This window comes from Eupransor demetentiae (assembly GCF_963930865.1).
Classification (GTDB): domain Bacteria; phylum Bacillota; class Bacilli; order Lactobacillales; family Lactobacillaceae; genus Eupransor; species Eupransor demetentiae.
Genome location: NZ_CAWVOH010000002.1, coordinates 316,466 through 340,207, shown reverse-complemented (window position 1 = coordinate 340,207; position 23,742 = coordinate 316,466). Strand labels below are relative to the sequence as shown.

Here is a 23,742-nt window from a genome sequence, read left to right as displayed (position 1 = left end):
GCACAAAAAAAGCCCTAGCGGGCTTTTTATTTTAGTACCAACCGTTGCTCTGGAAATGAGCGATGGCGTTTGATACTGAACCATAACGGTCAGCGATGTAGCCTTGCATAGCTTGCAATTGAACATCGTAGTTACCTTCATAGTTCTGACCTGGTGCGTATGTAGCGTATGCTGCTTCTGACAATTGTCCAAGACCGTACATAGAACCGTTACGTGCGTTGACGTTTCCGCCAGACTCACGAGAGATCAACCATTGGATATCACCAGAAGCTGTTGTCGTCTGAGTTGAAACGGGTTGAACCTGTGCTGAGCTTGAAGATGCTTGTGAATCATCGTTTGAAGATGATGATTGATCGTTGCTCAAGTTTTGAACAGTAGCATCTGAGTCTGCATTTGTAGCGGAGAGCTGCAATGACTTCACAGAGTTCATTGATGAAACAGCTGAGTTAACGTCCTTAGTATTAACGGCAGCGGCCGTTGAAACCTTAGCAGTCTTATCTGCTGAAACCTTTGATTTGTTGTTATTTAATTGTTGAGTTGCAGTGGTCAATGCCAAACCGGCAATTGCTGCGCTTGTAAGTAACACTTTATTTAACATCATGGCTATCATTCTGCCTTGTTTTTATTACAGCAATGTTACATGACGTTACAGAAGTATTACATTAAATTTCTTAATATACTTTATTTATACAAATGTATCTATAAATAGAGGTATTTTGACGCTCGAATTACTTTTTATGCCGTGACCATTGTAAATACTTAAGAACTGGATAACCTAGCAAGACGATGAAAAGTGAAATCACAACGCCCTTGAAGTCGTTCAAAACTTCAGAAATTTCGACGTAAAGGGAACCCAAAATGGCGATAATCGGTATCCAAGGATACAAAGGCATTGAAAATGTACGATTACTTCCTTCTGGATCACGACGGCGCATGATGAAGGTACCGAAAAGTACCAACATGTAAAAGAGGAAAGTGATAAAGACGGCGTAGTTGGTCAATTCATCCGGATTGGTAAAGAACATCATCAAAATGCCGATGGCAACCATCAACCAAATGGCAGCATTAGGCGTCTTAGAACGCTTGCTAAGCTTGCTAAATGTGTTAGCAAAGGGAAAATCACCGTTTTCCGCCATGGCAAAGAGTACGCGGGGGAAGGAAACGACCTTACCGTTCAAGGTACCAAGTATCGAAATCAAAATGGCAACACTAAGCAAGCGACCGCCCCAGTAGCCAAAGGCATTGGTGGCCATGGTTAAGGTTGTGTTTTCACCCAAGTCGACAATCTGATTGGCATCCAAACTACGATAAGCCCCGTAAGAAACGCCGACATAGGCCACAATGACAATCAAAATACCGAAGACAATCGCGCGGGGCAAGGTCTTTTGTGGGTTCTTAATTTCACCCGAAATATTGGCCAAAGTCACCCAACCATCGTAGGCGAAGAGGGTTGACAGAACCGCAACGCCGAATCCGCCGCCGGCACTGACGCCCTTGGCCATCACTGTAACTGACTGTCCCAGCGCATCGTGGTGGCCGAAGAAGAGGCCAAAGATAATCAAGGCCGCAATCGGCAACAACTTAATCGTGGTGGTAATGACTTGAAAACCTGCTGAAAAATGGTTTGGAATGGAATTAATCACAGTCACGCAGAGCAGCGCTGCAATTCCGTACCAAATTGAAGTGCTGGCCGGCAAACCGAAGAGGGAAACAAATAAAACGCCGAAGTAGGCTGAAATCGCCCCCATCATGGCCGGACCATAAAAAATGACCTGCATCCAACCCGCTAAATAGCCGGCCGTTCGGCCATATAATTTCTCAATATAATAGTAGATTCCGCCCGTTTTAGGCATCTGTGAACCCACTTCAGCAACACTCATACCAGATGTCAAAGTCAAAATTCCACCGGCAATCCAGGCCCAAAGCGCAACCGTAGTATTACCAGCAGTGGCCAAAACAGAGCCCTGCTTGAAAAAGAGCCCGGAACCGATAATAGTTCCCACAACAAGGGCTAAGGATGACCAAATTCCAAAGCCGCGGTTCAATTCTGATTCGTGATTTCTTTCCATGTCGTCGCCTCCCAAAAATTAATATTATTCTAGCATGCTCAGCGCCTAAATAAACCATTTCTCAAAAAATGTCTAAGAAAAAAAGATGCCGGGCCGGCATCTTCGTATAATTCTTAGAGTTCATGTTTAAAATCTTCTGGCGTATAGAGTTGCAATAGCTTTGAAAAAATAAACTGGGCTAAAAAGCCAGCCAAGAGCGGGATAACAACCCAGGCCAAAAGCGCAATAGCCGGGCTGATGTAGTGACTAATCAAGGCGGATCCTGCCGCAGAATCGGAAGTGACTGATTGAATTGGCGAAACGAGTCCGATGTAACCAAAACCTGCCGACGTAGGCGTTCCCTGGATATTGAAAAAGACAACCGGCAGAGCGGCGAGCGCCGCGGTAAAGAGACTAGCGACCATGGTAATGGGCTTTTTGAAGACGGCTGGCATCATCAAGTTCATGGCGCCCAAGCCAATCGCAATGGTCGTCCCCTTGTTATTAACACGCCATGAGTTGATTAGAAGCACGATGGTCGTCGCGACAACACCCATTCCGGCTGCCCCAGCCGCAAGACCGTGCAGACCAATGGCCAGCCCAATTCCAACCGTTGAAATCGGCGTAATGATAATGATGGCAAAAGCCATGGCAATCAAAATGGCCATGGGCAAAGGTGCCAAGTTCGTTAACCACTCAACCCCCTTACCCGTGGCAGTCGTCAACATGGCTACCCAAGGGGCCATGATTTCGCCCAGAAGGCCCACGCCACCACCAATCAAAATTGGGCTGAGAATAATAGCAACCGATCCAAAGCCGTTCAAGTACCGGGCAACTAACCAGATAACGGCAACGGCAATCCCAGCAACCAAAATGGCATTAATAATATCGCCACTACCATCGGTCATAAAAATCCGTGTCGGTTCCGTCAATTTTTCATCCGTTAGCGGATGATTTCCACCTGGTTCAAGAATACGCCAACGCACGGCACTCGACGATACCATGGTGGCAATCCCGACGACACCAATGTCGAGATTCTTCATTTTAAACTGCAGGGCAACTGACATCCCAATCAAAAAAGGGGTCAAGGACGTGAAAAAGGTCAGAATCGAACTGAAGTCCGCCCCAATAACAGTATTTTCGATGCCGGAAAAGTGAATGATGTACTTCATAACGGCAGCGGGCAGCACCCCAATCAGGATTCCCTGCGCCGACCCATTCAGTAATTTGTAAAAAAATTCGCCTAGAGGGATCTTTGTTTGGCCTGAAAAAGTGGCATTTTGCATGTCGTGGTCAACTCCCTTCTTTTATTTATGGCGGAATAAGTCAATTCCGCAAGATTTTGAAAAAGTCGTTATAATATTTTACCATGCTTGAAATTGGTCGAACCAATCCAAATAAAAAATACCCTTGCGGGTATTTTTAAGCTTAGAGTTCCTGCTTAAAGTCTTCAGCAGAATATAGTTTTAAGAGCTTAGCAAAGATAAACTGAGCCAAAATTCCAGCAATGATTGGCACGATAAACCAGGCAATCAAAGCCGAAAGAGGATTAATGAAGTGGTTCATCACCGTGGAAGGAATCGTTGAATCCTTTAGCATGGACTGGATGGGTGACACCATTCCAATGTAACCAAAACCAGCGGTAATTGGCGTTCCCTGGATGTTCATCAAGGCAACCGGAATACCTGACAAGGCAGCGGCAAAAACGAAGGGTAGCATAGTAACCGGTTTAGCAAAGACGGAAGGCATCATCCCCTTCATGGCACCCAAGAAGATGGCAAGGGTCGTTCCCTTCCGGTTGACCTGCCATGAGTTAATAACTAGGACAACGGTCGTGGCCACAACACCCATGGCTGCGGCACCAGAAGCAATCCCGTGCAAACCGACCGCAAGGGCGATACCAACCGTTGAAACCGGTGTAATGATGATAATGGCAAAAATCATGGCAATCAAGATGGCCATTGGCACAGGGGCCAACTTCGTGGCCATTTCAACCAAATCACCAATCCAAGTCGTCACACGACCAACGTAAGGAGCAATTTCCTTACCAAACAAGCCGACGCCGCCACCAACAAGGATGGGGCTTAAGATGATGGCAATTGAGCCAAAACCATCAAGATAACGCGCAATCAGCCAGGTCACGAGAACGGCAATGCCGGCCACCAACATGGCGTTGATGACATCCCCCGCACCGGATACCATGTACCAGCGCGTTGGCGCTGCTAAAGCCACGTGCGTCAAAGGATGTTGTGTGCCCTTGGCAACCATGCCCCACTGGATTGAGTTTGAAGCCGCCATCGTTGCAATGGCAACTACTCCCGTATCCAAGGGCTTCATCTTAAACTGCATGGCAACCGCCATACCAATCAAAAATGGAATCATTGAAGTGAAAAGGGTCAAAATCGCTGAAAAATTAGCGCCCCATTCCGTGTTCCCCATTCCTGAAAATTGAATAATATACTTCATCACAGCGGCCGGCAAAACCCCAATCAAAATACCTGAGGCTGATCCTGACAACACCTTAAAGAAAAATTCCTTCGCGCCAAAACGCGTTTCCCCACTAAACATCTCTTCCATGATACTTACTCTTATCTCTCCCGAATTTTAGACAGTAAAAACCCCCATCGACGCATCAATGGGGAAAATTACTTTAAATTAATACTTTACAGCAATCGCTGGGGTTTCGCCCTTAGCGAAGCTAACCGCTGCGTCAAATGATTGGTGAACCATTTCAGAAACGGCCTTAGTCGTATAGAACGCGATGTGTGGCGTAACCAAAACGTTGTCACGAGCAATCAAGTCAGCAATCTTAGGATCTGGGAATTGCTTACCTTCCCAATCTTCGTTGAACAAACCAACTTCTTTTTCGTAAACATCCATGGCGAAGTCTGAAATCTTACCAGAGTTCAAACCATCAATAACGGCATCGATATCCATCAAGTTACCACGGGCAACGTTGACCAAAACAACCCCGTCCTTCATCTTGGCGATAGAGTCCTTGTTAATCAAGTGGTGGTTTTCAGGAACACCAGGTACGTAAAGAGAAATTGCATCGGCTTGGGCAAACAATTCATCCAATGAGTCGACGTAAAGACCTTCCTTTTGCAATTCAGCGTTAGGGTACTTATCGTAGGCGATAACCTTAGCACCGAAGCCCTTCAAAATGTTGATGGCAACGCGACCAATGTGGCCAGTTCCGATGATACCAACAGTTTGCATACGCATTTCACGGCCAATAGTTGGGGCCCAACGCAAATCGTGGCGGGCAACCTTTTCGTCCATTGGCTTCGTACGACGTAACAAACGTGACAACTGAATCATTGAGTGTTCAGCGATAGCGTTTGGTGAGTAAACGGGTACGTTTGAAATGTTGAAACCAAATTCCTTGGCTGCATCAAAATCAATGTTATCCGTACCAACGTTACGCAAGCAAAGGTTCTTGACACCCACTTCAGCCAAAGCAGCCAAAGTGTCGCGTGTGTAATCCAATTGCTGGTAAACAACAGCTGAATCAGCACCCTTAGCCAACTTAGCCGTTTCAGGCGTCAACAAGTCTTGCGTATATTCAACTTCGATATCAGGATTCTTTGATTCCCAGTCCTTCAAAGAAGGCTTTTCGTCATCACGAATTCCATAAGCAAAAATCTTCATAATTACTCCTTCATTACCTTTTTATCTCAATAAATTATACCTTAGCAAGTGATATAAATCACGGAAATATTACTTTTTTGTTACAGGCTTTTCACCAGAGTGTTCCAAGATACCGTCGATCAAACCATAATCCAAGGTTTCCTGAGCTGACATCCAGTAATCACGTTCCGTATCACGAGCAATGGTAGCCAAGTCCTTGCCAGATGCATCGGCCAAAATCTTGTTCAACTTGTCGCGAGTCTTGGTCAACTGTTCGGCGATGATGGCCATATCCGTTTGCTGAGTACCACCAGCAGCACCACCCATTGGTTGGTGAATCAGGTATTCGGCATTCGGCAACATGAAACGGTGACCCTTTTCACCTGATGAGGCGATGATGGTTCCCATTGAGGCTGCCAAGCCCATAACGATGGTCGTTACAGGGGCCTTGATAAAGTTCATGGTGTCCGTAATCGACAAACCTGCGGTAACCGAACCACCGGGTGAGTTGATGTACATTGAAATTTCTTTATCGGGATCCTGCGCTTCCAAGAAGAGTAGTTGGGCAACAATTGACGTTGCCATCCCATCTTCGACTGGTCCTTGAACCAAAATAATTCGGTCCTTTAACAAACGTGAAGGCAAATCGTAACTTTCGCGTCCGTTTGCTGTTTGTTCAATAACACCTGGCCACATACTGTACTCCTTTTCAAAAACAATCTTATTTTAAGTATCTATTGTAACGCAATCACCAAGGAAACAAAATCATTACAGTTTCTCAAGGTCGTAGGGTTCCTCTTTTTTGATTTTATCCGCTAATTGACTGAGCTTGCGCATTCGGTGGTTGGCACCGGACTTGGAAATTTCGAGTAAGTCGCCTAGCTCGGCTAGGGATTCATCGGGATGCTCCAACCGCAGTTTAGCCAAAGTCGCTAACTTAGCGGGTAAACGGTCTAAATCGCCAAGTTCTTTTTGAATGACTTGAATGTTGTCAATTTGGCGATTAGCGGCCACCGCCGTTTTTTGGATGTTGGCTGTTTCTGCATTAACCAAGCGGTTGACCGAATTACGCATATCGCGCATCATGCGGATATCTTCAAAATGCAGCATGGACTGGGTCGCCCCAATCGTCGCAAGAAAATCAACAATCTTTTCCGCTCGCTTAATGTAGAGCATGTAGGCGCCCTGCCGCTGGGTAATCTTGGCAGGAAGAGCAAAGTTATTCATCAGTCTTAACAGCTCTTCGGCCAACTCTTCATGGGAAGTGTCAATTTCTAAATGATAATTGGCTTTTTCTGGTGAATTAACCGAACCAGCGGCCAAAAAGGCTCCGCGCAAAAAGGAGCGTTGCTTCTTGGCCTCGTTAATCAGACGACTAGGAATCGTTTGATTCAAACCAAAGGGATCAACTCCTAGATCATCCAAAACCAAGTCAACCTTGTTCTTCAAGAGCACGGCAAAGGACTTGCGCTGGGATAACTGTCGAAGAGAACCGACTTTGACTTCCACTTCAATGTCGGTATAGGCCTGCTTGAGTAAGGAATAGATTCGCCGGGCAATAGCCGCGTTTTCTGTTTCAATTTTGATGGAATGCTGTGAGCCGAGGGTATTCACCCCGTTCATTCGCAAAAGAGCGGATAACTCCGCCTTTGCGTTGGGGTTATCCACAATCAAACCAGTTAATTCTTTTTTTACTTCAGCGGCATAAGACATGGCTTACTCCAAAATCTTCATTAATTCCGTTGAAACCTTTTGCCCATCATGAAAGGCTCCGGCATCATGTAAGCGTAGGAAATCGCCAGACAAAGGCGTTGCTCCCTGGGCGCGAACACCTTCAGGATCTTGAATCACCTGCTGGGAAATCTCGCCCCATTTTTGGAAATCAACGAAATGCTCAGGCACCTGCGTTGAATTGGTAATCAAGTAATCAATGACATCCTTACCAATGTGGTGGTTCAAAGCTGCCAAGTGCTGGGCATCAGTGTAGGTGTCGGTTTCACCCTTTTGAGTCATGATGTTGGCAATGTAAACCTGCTTGGCCGAAGTCTTTTGCAAGGCTTCCTGGACGGCCGGAATGGTGACATTGGGCAAAATTGACGTGTACAGCGATCCGGGTCCGTAAACAATTAGGTCGGCGTCTCGGATGGCATCCAAAACTTCGGGAACGGGCTGCACATCGACCTTACCGTCCTCTTCCGTCACCCAAACCCGCTTAATGGTCCGGTGAGCAGCCGTAATTTCCGACTCTCCCTCCATTTCCGTCCCATCATCAAAGAGGGCGTTGAGTACCAAGGGTTGGTTGGAAACCGGATAGATGTGGCCCCGGACATGCATCAATTCCGAAAGCTTTTGAACGGCTTCAAAGATGTTGCCGTAACGTTCCGTCATAGCGGCAATGATCAGATTTCCCACCGCATGCTTGGCGAAGAAATCATCTTCGGACTTAAAGCGGTATTGGAAGGTCTTTAAAATATCGGGGTCGGTGTCGGCCATAGCAACGAGAATATTGCGAATATCTCCAGGTGGCACGATATTGATGTAATTGCGTAGGAGGCCACTGGAGCCCCCATCATCGGCCACCGTCACAATCGCCGACAAGTCGACGTCTTGTTTCACGAGGGGCTTGATGATGACTGGAATCCCAGAACCACCACCAATGATGACGATTTTTGGTTTCATAGCGCTGCCCTTCTATAAATAAACAATTTAGCTACTCCCAGTTTAGCATTGTTTGCCTCAAAAATATAAAAAAAGCAGGACTAGTCGTCCTGCTTTTTAAGCTGTTGATTTTCCTGCATACTCCAGTATTCCTGGCCAGTCACGACAAAGGAATCGATCAGGGGTAAATCCATTTTTTGTCCCAGTTGATAAAGCTTTTGTGAAAAGTCTAAATCATACTGCGAAGGATGGACATTCCCCGAAGGGTGATTGTGAACGAGGAGCATTCCGTAAGCATTCAGCTGCAATGCTCGCTGAAAAATTTCGCGAGGCGAAACCACAACGTGGGTCAAAGTACCGACGAAAACCACTTCAAAGGCCATAACCTCTAACTGGGTGTTAACCAGCGCTAAATAGAGCACCTCTTGATGATGGCGGCCCAACTCACGCTGGGCAAAACGACCAAAGTCAGCCGAGTGTCGCGCCGATACCAAGCTTGGACGCTTAGCAAAGGCAGCCCGCCGACCCAATTCGATGCCAATCAAAAGGGCCCGATTCGCTTGTGGATTGTGCGAAATGAAGTCTTCTCCAGTCTCAACAGTAATTTCATTTAAATCACACGGTTGTGGAAAATAACGGTGAAAGGACTGCCAATTGGCGGTCTCATCTTCATCCAAAGCCCGGTAAAAAGCTTCAACTTGTTCCTGCATTTAACTGCCCTCCTACCCAATGGTACGAGTTCAGTTCTCCTTTTTTGCAGCAGCCAAGGCATAACTTTTGCGCAAAGCCAAGATAGCCAGTACAACGGCACTAGCAAAGAGCAACAAATCCAACCAGTAAGTCCAGTGAATGGCCACCTTCGTTGCTGGTCCTTGCGCCAAGTTTCCGTTTTGGAAAATAGAAATAATGGCGGCTGCCACAGCAATTCCGACGGCTGCCGAATAGTTGTTACTTGCGGAGAAAATTGAATTAGCCGCACTGTATTCTGAACGATCCAACTGAGAAATGGCGTTGGTCATATTGTTTCCAAACCAGCAACCCGAACCAATTTGTAGCAGAGCGTAACCAATCGTAACATGAGCAGTTGTGAATGGCGTCAATATCATCCAAGCTAGGCCAGCCGCATAAATGCTAAGACCAATGATAATCGGCAACTTGGCACCAAAACGGTCGTAGAGATTACCGGCAATAATGGCCATCAAGGCCGAAGCAATTGCGCCAGGGAAGAGGGCAAAACCAGCCACCTGCGAATTTTGATGCAAAACCAATTGCAAGCCCATTGGAATTGAGTAGTTAAAGGTCAAGTTGACCACCGAAATAATAAAGGCGGCGCCAACAGACTGGGCAAAGATGGAAAACTTAAAGATATGAAGGTCCAAAAGTGGTTCTTTTTCGCGACGGGAAAAGAGGTAATAAGCAATCCCACCCAGCACCATGGCCAAAAGAGAGATTCCTGTGACGGGATCAGTCACAGGATGGGCACTGATGCGTTCGATGAAGAGCAAACCGCCAACAAAGCAGGTTGAAAGCAAGAGCCAGCCCTTGTAATCCAAAGGCGTTTTCACCAAAGGGTCAACCTGGCAAATCGTGAACCAACCAAGAATCAAGGAAAGCACTTGGACAGGTAAGACCACCCAAAAGACCATGCGCCAACCATAATTTTGGGTCAAGAAGCCACCAAAGGCCGGTCCCAAGGCCGGTGCGATGGAAACAATCAAGGCTGCCAAACCAATCATGGTTCCACGCTTCCGCTCAGGCACTTGCTCAAAGACAACGTTGTTCATCAGAGGCAGTCCAACACCGCCGCCAATTCCCTGTAGCAAGCGGCCGAATAGAATCAACCAAAAGTTGCCCGAAATGGCATCAATCAAGATTCCAATCACGGAGATAATCCCCGCAACCATAAACTGTTTACGGTTGGAAAAGTTCTTCTTTAACCAGGGTGACAAAATGATAACCAATGAAGTTAGCAAAATAACCCCGGAGGTCAACCACTGGACCGTGGCCGAATTAACTTTTAACTCCGTCATCAAGGTCGGGAAGGACACATTGAGGGCGGTTTCAAGCATGATGTCGGTAAAGCCCAAAAGAGCGATGGACAAAATACTAAGAATCAAGCGTGGTGAAAGGCGCTTTTCGATTTGCATATTGACTCCTTACTTCAGCAATAAAATAAAGTGATCCGGCAAAAACGACCAGCTGGTCCCCCTTCGCCTGGAAAAACTGTTGATAATTCGATGTTGTGGCAAGCTTCTCGTCAGACGGCAGGTCGTCATCCGTTAAAACGGGACGGCCCGACGGCGCTTGAAAAGTCGTCAAGGTTAATGAAAATTGCGGATCTGCAATTAGAACAGGCAAAAAATCGGCAAGATTCTTATCCTGTAAAGTTCCCAAGATCAAATGGATTGGCGCTTTCGTGTATGCCTTCAAAGCTTGATACAAAGCTTTGATGCCGGCTTCGTTGTGGGCCCCATCGATGAGAATATTGGGCCCAATTTTTTCAAAGCGACCGGGGATGCGACTGGCTGCTAAACCGGCGGCAATCGTTTGATCGGAAATGTCAGGGTCGAAGGCCCGGACCGCTGCGACAGCAGTCGCCGTGTTTTCGACTTGGTACTGTCCGGCTAGACCGGAAGAAAATTCATTCAACTTTCTTGGCACTGAATGGTAGTCCTTGGCACGCATCCGATCCTGAACTTCGCTGGGTAAAGTACCCGTAACCAGGGTCATTCCGTCATGCAAGATGCCAAACTTTTGCTCAGCAATCTCAACCAAAGTATCGCCCAGCAAGGCCTGATGATCCAACGCGATTGAAGTAATAACGCCCACGCGGCTCGTGGGTAGGACATTGGTCGAATCATAGAGTCCCCCAATTCCAACTTCAATTACGGCAGCATCTAAGTGAGCCTCGGCAAAATAAGTTAGCATAATGGCCGTTACGACTTCAAATTCACTGGGGTGATAATCCGCCTGCTTTTGCTCAACTCGCTGCACTGCCTCGGCTACACGCTGAGTGTAGCTCAGTAAATCATCAATTGAAATCCATTGGCCGTCAACTTGAATTCGTTCCCGAAAGTCTTCAATAAAGGGCGAAGTAAAAGTTCCGGTGCGATAACCAGCTGCTTCTAAAATTGAAGCCGTCATCGCAACGACCGAACCCTTACCGTTTGTCCCGGTCACGTGAATTAACGGCGGCAAATTCTTTTCCGGATGATTTAATTCAGTCAAAAGAGCTCGCATGACGGCCAAGGAATTCCGTTTTGACCGCTTAGGCCGTCCATGGATGTAGCTGAGTGCTTGTTGAAGAGTTTGCATGATTTTAACCTAATGAAAACCGCCCTTCACAGGGCGGTTTTTAATATTAATCTTTATTGCGAACAGTGAATTCGCGACGTGATGAACCACCTGAGCGGTGGTTTGAGTGATCCCCGTTGCTACGACGATCACCATTTCCACGGCGTTCGCCATTGCCACGACGGTCACGGTCACCACGGCGACCATTGCCGCGATAGCCACCACCATTACGGTTGTTGCCTCGGTAGCCTCCGCCACCACGACGACCGTTACCACGGTAGCCGCCACCACCGTTACGGTGTCCGCCCTTACGGCGAGGCAAAGGACGTTCGCGTGAAATTTCAACTGGTGCGTTTTGCTGATCCAAACCAGCAACCTGGGCCAAAAGACCGGCAGCTAACTGTTCTGGCGTGTACTGACTAACCAACTTGGAAACTTCATCGCCCATGTCATCAATTGGTGCCTTTTCAATCAAAGGCTTGATTGAACCAAGCGCGTTCTTGATACGACCCATCCGTGCTTCAGCCAAAGTAGCTGGTTGCAATGGGGTCATGCGCTTCTTGGTCAATTCTTCAATGGCACGCAAGTAGTCCATTTCGTTTGGCAAAACAAAGGTTACAGAAGTACCCGTTGCACCGGCACGACCGGTACGGCCAATACGGTGAACGTATGATTCTGGGTCCTGTGGAATATCATAGTTATAAACGTGAGTAACGTCCTTAACATCCAAACCACGGGCGGCCACATCGGTGGCAACCAAGATGTTGATTTCGTGTGACTTGAACTGGTCCAAGACACGCGAACGCATCTGCTGAGTCAAGTCACCGTGCAAGCCAGCGGCCTTGTAACCACGGGCTTCCAACCCACGACCCAATTCTTCGACACGGCGCTTCGTGCGACCGAAGACAATGCCAAGCTTAGGGCCTTGGACATCCAAAATACGAGTCAAAGCATCAAACTTTTCCTGTGGACGAACACGAACAAAGAACTGTTCAACCAAATCAGTGGTCAATTCCTTGGCTTCGATTTGGATGTGTTCAGGGTTGGTCATAAACTGAACCCCGATACGCTTGATGGCAGGAGGCATCGTCGCTGAGAAAAGCAAAGTCTGGCGTTGGTCAGGCACTTCTGCAATGATGGCTTCGATGTCATCCAAGAAGCCCATGTTCAACATTTCGTCGGCTTCATCCAAGACCAAAGTCTTAACGTGGCCCAACTTTGCTGTGTGGCGCTTGATGTGATCAAGCAAACGACCTGGCGTCCCCACCAAAATTTGTGGATGGGACTTCAAGCCTTGAATCTGACGGCGGATATCTGATCCACCGAAGACAACTTGCACGTTCACGTGCTTGTCGTGGCCGAGCTTCTTCAATTCGTCGGCCGTCTGAATTGCCAATTCACGCGTTGGTGAAATGACAACTGCTTGGATGTTGGGGTTATCCAAGTCAATGTGTTCCAAAATAGGCAAGCCAAAGGCTGCCGTCTTACCGGTACCAGTCTGAGCCTGTCCGATGACATCACGACCCGCAAGGGTCAAAGGAATGGTTTTTTCCTGAATGGGGGTTGCTTCAACATAGCCGTGTTCGGCAATGGCATCCAGAATGTCTTGTGACAAACCAAGTTCGCTAAATTTCAAAATGTTCTCCTTTTTATCCTGCCACCCGACAGAATCGTTTCGTACCACTACTTAATCGTGATACCGGTTACTTCGTGAAAAAGATGATGCGACAAATCTTCATAGGTGTGACCCCTATAATACTGATTTGACAGCAATATGACCGCCTCAGAACCATCCTTGCTCAAGGCCACCGTTGACTCATAGCCCGTGAAAATTCCATGGCCGGTTTTGTAATCAGGATACTGGTATCCCCCGGCAGCATAAGTTTCGGGCTGAATCGTTTGCCACATCGCTTGTGGATTGGAAACTAGTTGTTTATCAAACAACAAATAGAAAAAGCGGTATAGCATCCCCGTAGAGGTGCCGACGTTACCGGTTCCGGTTTCGCGTTGATATTCAACCTTATCCACATCTCGCGGACCATCATAGTCATCCCCGTAGCCCAGTGAAGCTAGGCTGCTTTGGTGGAATTGCTGATAGTCCAACATCTTCAGATGATATTGATCGTTAAAAACCTGCTGGAAAAGTTTACTGTAACTTTCATTGTTCAACTGCATCAAAATGCCGGCTAGTAAGCGGTAGTTTACCGGTTGATAAGACCACTCCTTGCCATCCCCTGGCTTCGCAACCACGTCGGCATGTTCAGCAGAATACTCAACATTTTGCCAGTCGGATTGAAAAGTCTTTGGTTGATACTTCTGCCGCAAACCAGAAGTCATCGTCAATAATTGGCGAATCGTAATCTGCTTGGCATGGGGTACCTTCGGATAAAACTTGGACAACTTCGTATCGTATGAAAGCTTGCCCTTTTCGACTTCCCGGGCAATCAAAGTCGCCGTCATCGCCTTTTGAACAGAAGCAATTTGGTAGACGGATTGTGCCTGGTTTTTGATTTTCTTTTGATGATTGGCGTCGCCGTAACCCTGCTGCAAAATGATGTGACCGTGATGAACAACCAGGGCAGTTCCCTGAAAATTATCATCCTTAATGATGCGGTCAACTCGCTTAGCTAAGGGCGTTTGGGCTGTGACGGTTTGCTGGAGTGCTTGATAATACTTTGCATCGTGGCGAACGTTAATCTTACTTGATTGACTCAGTTCGCCGGGACCAGTCGCCCAGGGCCAAATAATCGCGAAAATTATAATGGCGCCGGCAAGCCGGACTGCTCGGACTTTATCTTCACCAAACCACTTCCCTTTTAAGACGGCTGGGTATTTATCAACTCGTTGCATCCCAGAATCCTTCTCAGTTGAGTTAGTTCGACATTAATGCCTTCACAACTTCTTCTAAGTGAAGTCCATGACTCGCCTTTAACAAGAGCCAATCGCCCGCCTTCAAATCGGCTTGCAAATCTTTGGCAATTGCAGTTAACTGATCGGCTTGATAAGTGTGCAAAGGCAAATCAGGCAATTCTTCGGCAATTAACGGTGCTAAATAATCCGTCATCAGCGGCCCTACAAGATAAAGACCACTAAGCTGCGCATCTGCAATGGCAGTCGCCAGGGAAGCGTGCAAAGCGGGACCCTGCTCGCCTAATTCAAGCATATCACCCAAAAGTGCATAACGCTGACCTGCAGGAAAGTCGGCCATCGTGGCCAAAACTGCCTTTGTTGCGGTCGGATTAGCGTTGTAAACATCGGAAATCAGATGAACCCCAGAAGGTGTCATTAACTGTTCCGTTCGGTTCTTTGTTAGGTCAAAATGAGCTAATGCAGCCACCATTTGACTGGTCTTTACTCTCAGTAATCGACCAACTGTAATCGCTGCTAGCGCATTCATAACATTATAACGACCTAGCAGTGGAATTGCAAACGAAACGCCATCGTAAACAAAGTCGGTCTGGCTGCCCTCGGCCTTGATGTCCTTTACCCCTTCACCAAAACCAAGCACCCTTTGGTTTACCTGAGCTTCCGTCAAAAGTGGTTCATCATCAGGAATAATCAAAACGCCATCTTCACGTAGGCCCTTTGTGATTTCAAGCTTGGCCTGAGCGATCTTTTCCCGCGTCTTGAAAAATTCAATGTGGGCTTCACCAATCATGGTGATCACGGCCATGTCGGGTTGGACGAGTTCGGATAAGGCCGTTAGCTGGCCAGGACGATCCATGCCCATTTCGACCACCAAAACTTCGGTATCAGCAGGCATGGCTAGCAAGGTCAGGGGCACGCCGATTTCATTATTGAAATTTTCGGGAGTCTTGTAGGTCTTAAAAGCCTGGCTGGCAATGGCTGCAACCATGTCCTTGGTCGTGGTTTTCCCGTTGGAACCAGTGATGGCGACCGTAATCGGCGCCACCTTATCCAACCAGTACTTCCCTAAATCCTGCATTCCTTGCAAGGTGTTGGGTACAATCACCGCCGGCATATCGGCTGGAATGGCGTGCTGGTCATCTACCATGACTGCAGCGGCACCCTTGTCCAAAGCAGCCTGCAAATAGGCGTGGCCGTCGTTTTCAGCAACTAGAGCAACAAAAAGGTCCCCAGCTTGGACCTGGCGTGAATCAAAGGCCACCCCGGTCACTTCGGGATTGCCGCCTTGAATCTTTGCATTTAAAGCATTGCCAATTTCAGTGAGTGTTAAATCCATTTTTCCCTCATTACTTCTTGATACGATCTAAAACCGTAATTGTCTCAACATGGGCCGTTTGTGGGAATTGATCGACCGCTTGCACCGGTCGCACAATTTCATAGCCCTTTTCCTTAAATTTAGCACAATCCCGGGCTGCCGTCACTGGGTTACAGGAAATATAAACTACGCGGTGGGGCTGCATTTGTGCCGTGGCTTCAATTAGTTCCTCGGTTAAACCACGACGAGGTGGATCCACAAAGACAACATCAGGCTTAATGCCCTCTTTGGCCCATTCAATGAATTGCGCCGGCGCATCCGCCAAACGATAATCGGCATTTGTAATCTGATTTTGGGCTAAGTTCCGCTGGGCATCCGCCACTGCACCGGGAACCACTTCGACACCAATGACTTTTTTAACTTGCTTCGCCACTGAAATACCAATCGTGCCAATCCCAGAATAGGCATCAATGACCAAGTCGGTCGGCTTCAATTCGGCTAATTCAGCGGCTTTGGCATAAAGTTTTTCCGTCATGGTTGGATTGACTTGGTAAAAAGAGTTCGGGCCAATCAAAAACTTGTAACCGAGCAAAGTGTCCGTAATCCGGTCCTTCCCCCAGAGTAATTCGTTGTGTGGGCTGAGCAAAACGTAGTCCTTTTTGGGACTGATGTTTAAAATCAAAGAGGTTAATTCCGGTAGGGCCTTGCGAATACCTGCCACGATTTCGTCTTGGAGTGGCAAGGTTGCTTCATTACTAACCAAAACGACCATGAGTTCATGACTGTAATAACCGCGTCGAACCATGATATAGCGAATGCAGCCCTCCTCGGTATCCGGGTTAAAGGCTGAAATCTCCAAATCTTCCAGTACCTGGCGGACTTTAAGAATGGCCTGGTCGATCTTGGCATCGTTGACATAGTAGTCCTTCATTTCAACGAGCTTGTGCGTGCCGCGCTGATAGAATCCGGATAAAAGCTTCCCACCGACCCATTTCAAGGGTACCACGGTCTTGTTGCGGTAGTAGGTTGGTTCAGTCATAGCAATGATTGGCGCTAGTTCAATCTGCAAACCTGCTTGTTCAAAGGCTCGGGCAACCCGTTGCTTTTTAAATTCTTCCTGGGCTGGATAAGACCAGTTCACCAAAGGCGCTGTTCCGGCTTCAATTAAATACTGGCGGTCCTGATTTTGCCGCTGTGGTGAGGGCTTAAGCCAGTCCAGAACCTTGGCGTAGGCCGAGTGTTTATCGACCTGGATAATTTCGATGCGGACTTCCTCGTCCGGCATGACATCCGCCAAGTAAAGCGGGTAGTCAGGACGGGCATAAATAATCCCCATCCCGTTATCACGGATGGCGTCAACTTTGCCAGTTAGGACTTGATGTAGTTTTACAGGTGGAATTGTTTTTGCCATAAATCCTTTACCAAAAGAAAAGCGCCCACGAAAATACGTGAGCGCCTTGCCTATATAAGTTCAGCTTACTTGTTCTTGAAACCAAAGTCCGCAAACTTCTTGTTGAACTTGTCCACGGCACCATCGGCCTGAGTAAACTTTTGCTTACCAGTGTAGAATGGGTGTGAATCTGAAGTGATATCCATACGGATTGATGGATATTCTTGACCTTCAAAATCAGTCGTGGTGTCAGAAGTCATGGTTGATGCTGACAAAAACTTCTTACCAGTAGCGGCGTCAACGAAGACAACCTTGTGGTAATCTGGATGGATTCCTTGCTTCATAATTGTTTCTCCTTAGCGCCCTGATTAGTCAAAATCAGAGTCAGTTATTAACCAGTTAATACTATCACGATTGCTAAATCCGTGCAAGAAAATCAAGGCATCAAATTAATTAAATCAATCCCCTCAATCGCGATATCAACACCGAGATTGGTCAACTTTTCTTGGATCCGATCATAACCGCGCAAAATGTGATCTGCGTTGTTAATGACGGTTGTACCATCGGCCATAATGCCGGCAATAATCAGTGCGGCGCCCGCACGGATTTCAGCAGCTTCAACTGTTGTTCCAATCAAGCGGTCGGAATGACCAATCTTGATTTCACCAGGCTTAACCGTGGCGATGTCCCCACCCATGCGGCGAAGTTCGGCAATGTGACGAACACGCTTAGGGTAAATCGTATCATAGATTGTTGACTCGCCTTCTGCCATCAAAAGCAGTGGCGTGACCGGCTGCTGCAAGTCCGTGGCAAAACCGGGATAAGGCATAGTCTTAATCGAAACCGGCTGCAACTTTTCAGAAGGGAAAATGTGCACGGCATCTTCACCGATTTCGAGGTTAACGCCCATTTCAATCAGCTTAGAAGTATAGGACTCCAAGTGCTCAGGAATGACGTTACGAACCGTCACGCCGTCACCGAAGGCGGCAGCCATACTCATGTAGGTTCCAGCTTCAATACGATCTGGAATCACGGTATGGGTGTTGCGGGCAATCAGCGTATCGACACCGGTAATACGAATGGTATCGGTACCAGCGCCACGAATGTTAGCGCCCATGTTGTTCAAGAAGGTCACGATATCAATGATTTCGGGCTCCTTGGCCGCGTTTTCAATGATGGTCTGACCCTTGGCCTTAACGGCAGCCAAGATGATGTTAATGGTAGCGCCCACGGAAACCGTATCCAAGGCCACTCGTGCTCCAATCAAGCCATGATCAGAAGCATCAATGTGGATAATGTCGTTGCTTTCCGTAACAGTTGCACCAAGCGCTTCAAAGCCCTTAATATGCTGGTCAATCGGACGGCGACCTAAGTTGTCACCACCAGGAAAAGTAACGGTGGCCCGACCAAAGCGACCAAGCAAAGCGCCCATAAAGTAATAGGAAGCACGCAAAGACTTAATGGCCCCCGATGGTAGGTCACTTTCACGAATCGTAGTGGGGTCGATTGACAAATTACCGTTCTCAAAAGTTGAGGATACGTTCATGGCCTGCAAAATCAATTGCAAGTTCTTCACGTCCAAGATTTGCGGTACCGTATCAAATTTCACGGGTGAATCAGCCAAAATCGCTGCGGGGATCAATGCCACCGTTGAATTTTTAGCACCACCGATGGTTACTTCGCCATGAATTCGGTGTCCACCATTAATGATTATTTTTGCCATTTATCAAACAATTCCCGTCACTACAGTTTTATAAAATTATATCCTGTTTTAAATGCTAAAACAATCCATATCAACGAATTTCAGCGTTAAATTCTTGTTGCAAAACCGTTACAATTTTTTCAACATCATCGTTAACATCGGCTTCAAGCAAAGTGTCGTTCTTGTCTTGGTAAGTCAACTGGTAGGCCAAAGACTTCTTGCCAGCCGGCAACTTGCCACCGGTAAAGACATCAAAGACCTTGCTTTCAACCAGATGCTGACCGGCCGTCTTTTCAATGGCATTTTGAATGTCGGCATTGGTTACCTTTTCATCGACCAAGATGGCCAAATCACGGCTAACCTGTGGATAACGTGAGATAACTTCGTAGTTTTGCCCGCGCTGGCTGTAGTCAATAATACTTTGCAAATCAAGTTCGAAACCAAAGACCTGCGGTAGCTTTTCCTTTTGCAAGAAGGCTGGGTGGATTTGTCCGACAAAGCCGAGGTAGTGGTCACCACCGTAAATGTCAGCGGTTTGACCGGGATGCATGGCTTCGTGGCGGTCAGTTGCTTCAAAGCGAACCGCTGGCATGCCGATTTCGGCTAAGTACTTTTCAACAATCCCCTTCAAGTCGTAGAAATCAACTTCCTTGACGTTGCGGCTATTTTCCCAGCTAGAGCGAACAAGGGAACCCGTCAAAACACCGGCCAGGTGTTCGATTTCGGCGGGTTGTTCCTTTTCACCCTTAGCAAGGAAAACACGACCTTGTTCGTACAAAGCAATGTCGTGCACGGAACGAGCGACGTTGTAAGCAACGTCGTCAAGCAAGCCGGACAAAAGATTCTGGCGGGCTGTTGTGCGGTCCGAGCTCATTGGGTAGTCCAAGGTCACGAGTTTAGCAGCCTTGTTGGCATTAAAGCGAGTGGCTTTTTCCGGCGTGGTCAAGGCATATGAAATCGCCTGGTTAAGACCAAGGGATTCCATGACGCGGCGACTTGCACGGATTTGACGTTGACGGCTAGTCAACTTACCCGGTGTTGTTTGGCCGGTGATGTAGGCCGTTGGCAAGTTATCATAACCATGCAAACGGGCAACTTCTTCAATCAAATCAGCTGGGATAGAGATATCGGGACGGCGGCCCGGAATGGCAACGATGAAGTTCCCATCCTTGTTTTCAAATTCAAAGGCCAATCGCTTGAAAATAGATGCGATTTCATCGGCCTGCAAGTCCGTTCCTAAGATTTGATTGATGCGGTCAACTGAAATTTCAACTTGACGGGCTTGGTAGGCATGGCGTGCTCCGTAAACGGCATCCTTAGCCACTTGGCCCTTGGCAAGGTCGGCCAAGAGAGCAGCTGCTTGATCCAAAACCGATTCAACCTGACTTGGGTCAATGCCACGTTCGAAACGGCTAGAAGCACCCGTATGCAAGGTGTGGCGGCGAGCAGCGGCACGCACCAAACTTGGATTGAAGCTTGCTGATTCAATAACAACTCGCTTCGTTTTTTCCGTAACTTCGGCCGCTTGACCACCCAAAACGCCGGCCAAGTTCAAAACTTGATCCCCGGACGAAATCACGATGTCTTGGTTTGGTCGTAATTCGTACTCTTGCTCATCGAGGCCGGTGAACTTTTCACCATCCTTGGCCAAACGAACGGTCAACTTCTTCTCTGGCAAACGGTCGTAGTCGTAAACGTGCAAAGGTTGTCCAAAGAGAACCATCAAATAGTTCGTCACGTCGACAAGGTTGTTCACGGGCTTAACACCAGCATTCCAGAGGCGACGTTGTAGCCAAAGGGGACTTGGGCCAACCTGAACATTATCGATGACACGGAGTCCAAATTGGTCAGCCAACTTTTCATCGGTAACTTCTGCTTGGATTAGGTCGGCGGACTTTTGAGATCCTTCGCTGAGCTGGAAGGTCGGCATGGTTGCCTGGCAGTCCAAAATGGCCGCCAATTCGTAAGCCACACCGCGCATGGAAAGCATGTCAGTTCGATTAGGGGTCAAGTCCGTGTCAATAATTGGGTCAAGCATCCCCAAAGCTTCAAGAGCGTCATCGCCTGGTTGAACACCGGACTTGGGATCAAAGACGTAAATGCCCTTTTCAATTGGATCAGGAGCAATCTTGTTATCAAAACCAATTTCTTGCAAGGCTGAAAGCATACCGTAGGATTCTTCACCACGGAGTTTCGCCTTCTTAATTTTTACAAGCTTGCCGCTTTCACGGTCAATGATGTGGGCGCCTACTTTGGCCAAAATCACGAGTTGCCCTTCGGCAACGTTGGGAGCCCCCGTCACAATCTGAATGGGTTCACTTTCGCCAGCATCCACTTGGGTAATGACCATGTGATCTGAGTCGGGATGTTCTTTAACCGAAAGCACCTTGGCGACAACAAGGCCATCTTGCCCTTGTGCCAAGTTGAAAACTGAATCAACTTCGACACTTGTACGTTCCAAGCGTTCGCCCAGGGCAATCACAGCAGCTTGACTGAGATCTAAATCTTGATTTAGGTATTCGTTTAACCATGCTAAATTCGTATTCATGCTTACTCCCCCTTCTTGTTAAATTGTTCTAGGAAACGGACGTCGTTTAAGTAGAATTGACGAATGTCATCAACCCCATACTTCAGCATGGCAAAACGGTCGGGTCCCAAGCCAAAGGCAAAGGCCGAATATTCGTCCGGATCAACCCCATCCATTTTCAAAACGTTGGGGTGAGTCATGCCGGCACCAAGCACTTCAATCCACTTAATGTCTTCAGGCTTAGTCTCTGGCGTAACGGGATCCCAGGAAACATCGACTTCAACCGATGGTTCCGTAAATGGGAAGTAAGATGGACGCAAACGAATTTGGTGCTTTTCGCCAAAGAGTTCTTGCATGATGGAAAGCAAAGTCCCCTTCAAATCAGCCATCGTAATGTTCTTACCAACGACCAAACCTTCGACCTGGTGGAACTGGTGGGAATGGGTGGCATCATCCGTATCACGACGGTACACCTTACCGGGGGCAATCATCTTCAAAGGCCCTTTAGAAAAATCATGCTTTTCAAGGACACGCGATTGCACTGGTGAAGTCTGCGTACGGAGCAAAATTTCAGGTGTGATGTAGAAGGTATCCTGCATATCACGGGCAGGGTGATCCTTCGGCAAGTTTTCACGTTCGAAGTTGTATTCGTCGGTTTCAACTTCAGGTGAATCTTGTGGATCGTCAATGACTTGGAAACCAAGTCCGAGGAAGTGGTTTTCAATTTCATCCATAATTTGTTGTAGGACGTGGGGCTGCCCTTGTAGCGGCTGTGCGCCAGGCAAAGTCACGTCGATTTTTTCGGAAGCAATCTTACGGTCCAAGGCCAATTTGTTAAGAGCTTCTTGCTGTTCAGCAATTAAACTCGTGATTGTTTCACGAACATCGTTTCCAACCTGTCCGACAGCCTTACGGTCTTCAGGATCAACGTTCTTCATTTGCTTAAGAAGACCTGTTAGTTCTCCCTTACGTCCCAAGTAATGGACGCGTAATTCTTCCATATCTTCTTGGTGATTTTTAATTGCAGTCACCGCAGATTTTTTTAAATTCATTAAATCATCAACTAGTGTCACTAGGACTTCCTCCTTTTTTGCACAAAAAAACCTTGCTACTTCCGTGAAGAAGTAACAAGGGACGAAATCTTTTATAAAATACCGCGGTACCACCCAAATTCTGGCTAAGCCAACAACTCGACGGTCCATATCGCGGACAAACGTTAACGGTTAAGTTAAGCACTCCTGACTGAAATTCGTGGCTGGAAAAGGCGGCCTCACACCATCTACCGCTCGCTAACGATTCGCCACCACTACTAGGTCATTCATCGCACTGTCAGTATAACAGAATTTTAAGGCGAGGTCAGCAGCGACTTAGTTAACTTGGTAATCAGCACCCTGGCCAGACAAAACCTTTTCGACCTGAGTGGCGGCCATCGTTGAAACCTTGGTTTCTGATTCACTGGAAAAACCGGCAACGTGGGGCAAAACATAGGCATTTGGAAGGACCAAAAGTGGATTTTCAGGAGAAATTGGTTCCTTTTCCACAACATCCAAACCAGCAGAAGTGATTTCACCGGACTTGAGGGCATCAAGCAAAGCAGCTTCGTCAATCACTGCCCCACGGCCAACGTTGACCACAATTGCCGTCTTCTTCATCTGCTTAAAGGCATCCGCATTAATCAAGTGCGTCGTCTGCGGTGTAGCTGGCAAGGTCGAAATGATGTAATCGGAGTTCTTAAAAATTTCATCCAAGCTAGCCATCTTGCCGTGAGGAACTGGACGGTCATGACGAGCGTAAACCAGAGTTTGGACCTGGAAACCAGTCAACAGGTCATTCACCTTTTGGGCAATGTGGCCGAAGCCCAAGATTCCAACCACTTTACCGGATAGTTGGAATCCCTTGTGTTCGGCCATGTAGTCGCGATCTTTTGCATCATGAATGCTGTCGTGGCGAACTTCAAATTCACGACCGGCCATCAAGGCCAAGGTCACTGCCGTTTCAGCAACCGCTTCAGCATTTCCACCGGGCGTGTTTGTCACCACGATGCCACGTTGCTTAGCTGCTTCCAAATCAATATTGTCATAACCAACACCGAAACGTGCAATCACCTTCAAGTTAGGCATTTTATCCATAATTTCACCCGTAATTGGATGCATAATGGCAATCATGCCTTCGACATCTTCAAAACCATCGAAATCTTCACTGGAAGCTTGTGGGCAAGAAACCACTTCATAACCATCAGCCTCGAGTTGCTTAACTCCAGCTTGATCAATGCCATCGAATACTAAAACTTTAGCCATAATAATCTCCTTT

General features: G+C 47.4%; 20 protein-coding genes. All 20 read right to left on the bottom strand.

Going from position 1 to position 23,742, the window contains the following annotated elements:
- Nucleotides 1-31: 31 nt before the first annotated feature.
- The 20 genes from ABSY64_RS06050 to ABSY64_RS05955 all read right to left on the bottom strand — a co-directional run bounded on the left by ABSY64_RS06050 (nt 32) and on the right by ABSY64_RS05955 (nt 23,729).
- On the bottom strand, nt 32-601 hold the full coding sequence (locus tag ABSY64_RS06050) for an aggregation-promoting factor C-terminal-like domain-containing protein (RefSeq protein ID WP_349642184.1): 570 nt from the start codon (nt 599-601) through the stop codon (nt 32-34).
- Between the two features lie 127 nt (nt 602-728).
- On the bottom strand, nt 729-2,069 hold the full coding sequence (locus ABSY64_RS06045) for an APC family permease (protein ID WP_349642183.1): 1,341 nt from the start codon (nt 2,067-2,069) through the stop codon (nt 729-731).
- A gap of 113 nt (nt 2,070-2,182) precedes the next feature.
- Nucleotides 2,183-3,334, bottom strand: a complete 1,152-nt coding sequence (locus ABSY64_RS06040) for a PTS sugar transporter subunit IIC (RefSeq protein WP_349642182.1) — start codon at nt 3,332-3,334, stop codon at nt 2,183-2,185.
- Between the two features lie 142 nt (nt 3,335-3,476).
- Nucleotides 3,477-4,625: a PTS sugar transporter subunit IIC gene (locus tag ABSY64_RS06035; protein WP_349642181.1), complete on the bottom strand. Its 1,149-nt coding sequence runs from the start codon at nt 4,623-4,625 to the stop codon at nt 3,477-3,479.
- A 78-nt stretch (nt 4,626-4,703) separates the two neighbouring features.
- A complete protein-coding gene (locus ABSY64_RS06030; RefSeq protein ID WP_349642180.1) occupies nt 4,704-5,699 on the bottom strand; it encodes a D-2-hydroxyacid dehydrogenase in 996 nt (331 codons plus the stop codon).
- Nucleotides 5,700-5,768: 69 nt separating this feature from the next.
- Complete coding sequence (locus ABSY64_RS06025) at nt 5,769-6,374, bottom strand: ATP-dependent Clp protease proteolytic subunit (RefSeq protein WP_349642179.1); 606 nt, start codon at nt 6,372-6,374, stop codon at nt 5,769-5,771.
- A 72-nt stretch (nt 6,375-6,446) separates the two neighbouring features.
- Nucleotides 6,447-7,391, bottom strand: coding sequence for a DNA-binding protein WhiA (gene whiA, locus ABSY64_RS06020; RefSeq protein WP_349642178.1), 945 nt, complete (start codon nt 7,389-7,391; stop codon nt 6,447-6,449).
- A 3-nt stretch (nt 7,392-7,394) separates the two neighbouring features.
- Nucleotides 7,395-8,357, bottom strand: a complete 963-nt coding sequence (locus ABSY64_RS06015) for a gluconeogenesis factor YvcK family protein (protein ID WP_349642177.1) — start codon at nt 8,355-8,357, stop codon at nt 7,395-7,397.
- A gap of 80 nt (nt 8,358-8,437) precedes the next feature.
- A complete protein-coding gene (locus tag ABSY64_RS06010) occupies nt 8,438-9,046 on the bottom strand; it encodes a JAB domain-containing protein (protein ID WP_349642176.1) in 609 nt (202 codons plus the stop codon).
- Between the two features lie 30 nt (nt 9,047-9,076).
- Nucleotides 9,077-10,483, bottom strand: coding sequence for an MFS transporter (locus ABSY64_RS06005; RefSeq protein WP_349642175.1), 1,407 nt, complete (start codon nt 10,481-10,483; stop codon nt 9,077-9,079).
- On the bottom strand, nt 10,443-11,651 hold the full coding sequence (locus ABSY64_RS06000) for a bifunctional folylpolyglutamate synthase/dihydrofolate synthase (protein WP_349642174.1): 1,209 nt from the start codon (nt 11,649-11,651) through the stop codon (nt 10,443-10,445). Before ABSY64_RS06000 ends, ABSY64_RS06005 begins: the two co-directional genes overlap by 41 nt.
- 46 nt (nt 11,652-11,697) lie before the next feature.
- Nucleotides 11,698-13,266, bottom strand: coding sequence for a degradosome RNA helicase CshA (gene cshA / locus ABSY64_RS05995; protein ID WP_349642173.1), 1,569 nt, complete (start codon nt 13,264-13,266; stop codon nt 11,698-11,700).
- Nucleotides 13,267-13,313: 47 nt separating this feature from the next.
- Nucleotides 13,314-14,480 carry a serine hydrolase domain-containing protein gene (locus tag ABSY64_RS05990; protein ID WP_349642172.1) on the bottom strand — a complete coding sequence of 389 codons (1,167 nt, stop codon included), beginning with the start codon at nt 14,478-14,480 and terminating at the stop codon, nt 13,314-13,316.
- 22 nt (nt 14,481-14,502) lie between these two features.
- Nucleotides 14,503-15,834 (bottom strand): UDP-N-acetylmuramoyl-tripeptide--D-alanyl-D-alanine ligase, encoded by a 1,332-nt coding sequence (locus ABSY64_RS05985; protein ID WP_349642171.1) that lies wholly within the window; start codon nt 15,832-15,834, stop codon nt 14,503-14,505.
- Nucleotides 15,835-15,844: 10 nt separating this feature from the next.
- Nucleotides 15,845-17,224, bottom strand: coding sequence for a 23S rRNA (uracil(1939)-C(5))-methyltransferase RlmD (gene rlmD / locus ABSY64_RS05980; protein ID WP_349642170.1), 1,380 nt, complete (start codon nt 17,222-17,224; stop codon nt 15,845-15,847).
- 65 nt (nt 17,225-17,289) lie between these two features.
- The gene (locus tag ABSY64_RS05975; protein ID WP_349642169.1) at nt 17,290-17,547 is read right to left on the bottom strand and encodes a type B 50S ribosomal protein L31; all 258 of its coding nucleotides are present in this window, start codon (nt 17,545-17,547) and stop codon (nt 17,290-17,292) included.
- A gap of 92 nt (nt 17,548-17,639) precedes the next feature.
- Entirely contained in the window at nt 17,640-18,926 is a 1,287-nt protein-coding gene (gene murA, locus ABSY64_RS05970; RefSeq protein ID WP_349642168.1) for a UDP-N-acetylglucosamine 1-carboxyvinyltransferase, read from the bottom strand.
- A gap of 70 nt (nt 18,927-18,996) precedes the next feature.
- Nucleotides 18,997-21,453 carry a phenylalanine--tRNA ligase subunit beta gene (gene pheT / locus ABSY64_RS05965; protein ID WP_349642167.1) on the bottom strand — a complete coding sequence of 819 codons (2,457 nt, stop codon included), beginning with the start codon at nt 21,451-21,453 and terminating at the stop codon, nt 18,997-18,999.
- Nucleotides 21,454-21,455: 2 nt separating this feature from the next.
- On the bottom strand, nt 21,456-22,505 hold the full coding sequence (locus ABSY64_RS05960; RefSeq protein ID WP_349642166.1) for a phenylalanine--tRNA ligase subunit alpha: 1,050 nt from the start codon (nt 22,503-22,505) through the stop codon (nt 21,456-21,458).
- 294 nt (nt 22,506-22,799) lie between these two features.
- On the bottom strand, nt 22,800-23,729 hold the full coding sequence (locus ABSY64_RS05955) for a phosphoglycerate dehydrogenase (RefSeq protein ID WP_349642165.1): 930 nt from the start codon (nt 23,727-23,729) through the stop codon (nt 22,800-22,802).
- Nucleotides 23,730-23,742 lie beyond the last annotated feature (13 nt).

What these genes read in the sequence shown, in the direction of transcription:
- ABSY64_RS06050 (WP_349642184.1), bottom strand. Translation starts at nt 601, where the DNA reads ATGATGTTAAATAAAGTGTTACTTACAAGCGCAGCAATTGCCGGTTTG.
- ABSY64_RS06025 (WP_349642179.1), bottom strand. Translation starts at nt 6,374, where the DNA reads ATGTGGCCAGGTGTTATTGAACAAACAGCAAACGGACGCGAAAGTTAC.
- ABSY64_RS06000 (WP_349642174.1), bottom strand. Translation starts at nt 11,651, where the DNA reads ATGCAAACTCTTCAACAAGCACTCAGCTACATCCATGGACGGCCTAAG.
- ABSY64_RS06005 (WP_349642175.1), bottom strand. Translation starts at nt 10,483, where the DNA reads ATGCAAATCGAAAAGCGCCTTTCACCACGCTTGATTCTTAGTATTTTG.
- whiA (WP_349642178.1), bottom strand. Translation starts at nt 7,391, where the DNA reads ATGTCTTATGCCGCTGAAGTAAAAAAAGAATTAACTGGTTTGATTGTG.
- ABSY64_RS06035 (WP_349642181.1), bottom strand. Translation starts at nt 4,625, where the DNA reads ATGGAAGAGATGTTTAGTGGGGAAACGCGTTTTGGCGCGAAGGAATTT.
- ABSY64_RS06045 (WP_349642183.1), bottom strand. Translation starts at nt 2,069, where the DNA reads ATGGAAAGAAATCACGAATCAGAATTGAACCGCGGCTTTGGAATTTGG.
- rlmD (WP_349642170.1), bottom strand. Translation starts at nt 17,224, where the DNA reads ATGGCAAAAACAATTCCACCTGTAAAACTACATCAAGTCCTAACTGGC.
- ABSY64_RS05990 (WP_349642172.1), bottom strand. Translation starts at nt 14,480, where the DNA reads ATGCAACGAGTTGATAAATACCCAGCCGTCTTAAAAGGGAAGTGGTTT.
- ABSY64_RS06040 (WP_349642182.1), bottom strand. Translation starts at nt 3,334, where the DNA reads ATGCAAAATGCCACTTTTTCAGGCCAAACAAAGATCCCTCTAGGCGAA.
- ABSY64_RS06010 (WP_349642176.1), bottom strand. Translation starts at nt 9,046, where the DNA reads ATGCAGGAACAAGTTGAAGCTTTTTACCGGGCTTTGGATGAAGATGAG.
- ABSY64_RS05985 (WP_349642171.1), bottom strand. Translation starts at nt 15,834, where the DNA reads ATGGATTTAACACTCACTGAAATTGGCAATGCTTTAAATGCAAAGATT.
- ABSY64_RS05975 (WP_349642169.1), bottom strand. Translation starts at nt 17,547, where the DNA reads ATGAAGCAAGGAATCCATCCAGATTACCACAAGGTTGTCTTCGTTGAC.
- murA (WP_349642168.1), bottom strand. Translation starts at nt 18,926, where the DNA reads ATGGCAAAAATAATCATTAATGGTGGACACCGAATTCATGGCGAAGTA.
- pheT (WP_349642167.1), bottom strand. Translation starts at nt 21,453, where the DNA reads ATGAATACGAATTTAGCATGGTTAAACGAATACCTAAATCAAGATTTA.
- ABSY64_RS06015 (WP_349642177.1), bottom strand. Translation starts at nt 8,357, where the DNA reads ATGAAACCAAAAATCGTCATCATTGGTGGTGGTTCTGGGATTCCAGTC.
- ABSY64_RS05955 (WP_349642165.1), bottom strand. Translation starts at nt 23,729, where the DNA reads ATGGCTAAAGTTTTAGTATTCGATGGCATTGATCAAGCTGGAGTTAAG.
- ABSY64_RS06030 (WP_349642180.1), bottom strand. Translation starts at nt 5,699, where the DNA reads ATGAAGATTTTTGCTTATGGAATTCGTGATGACGAAAAGCCTTCTTTG.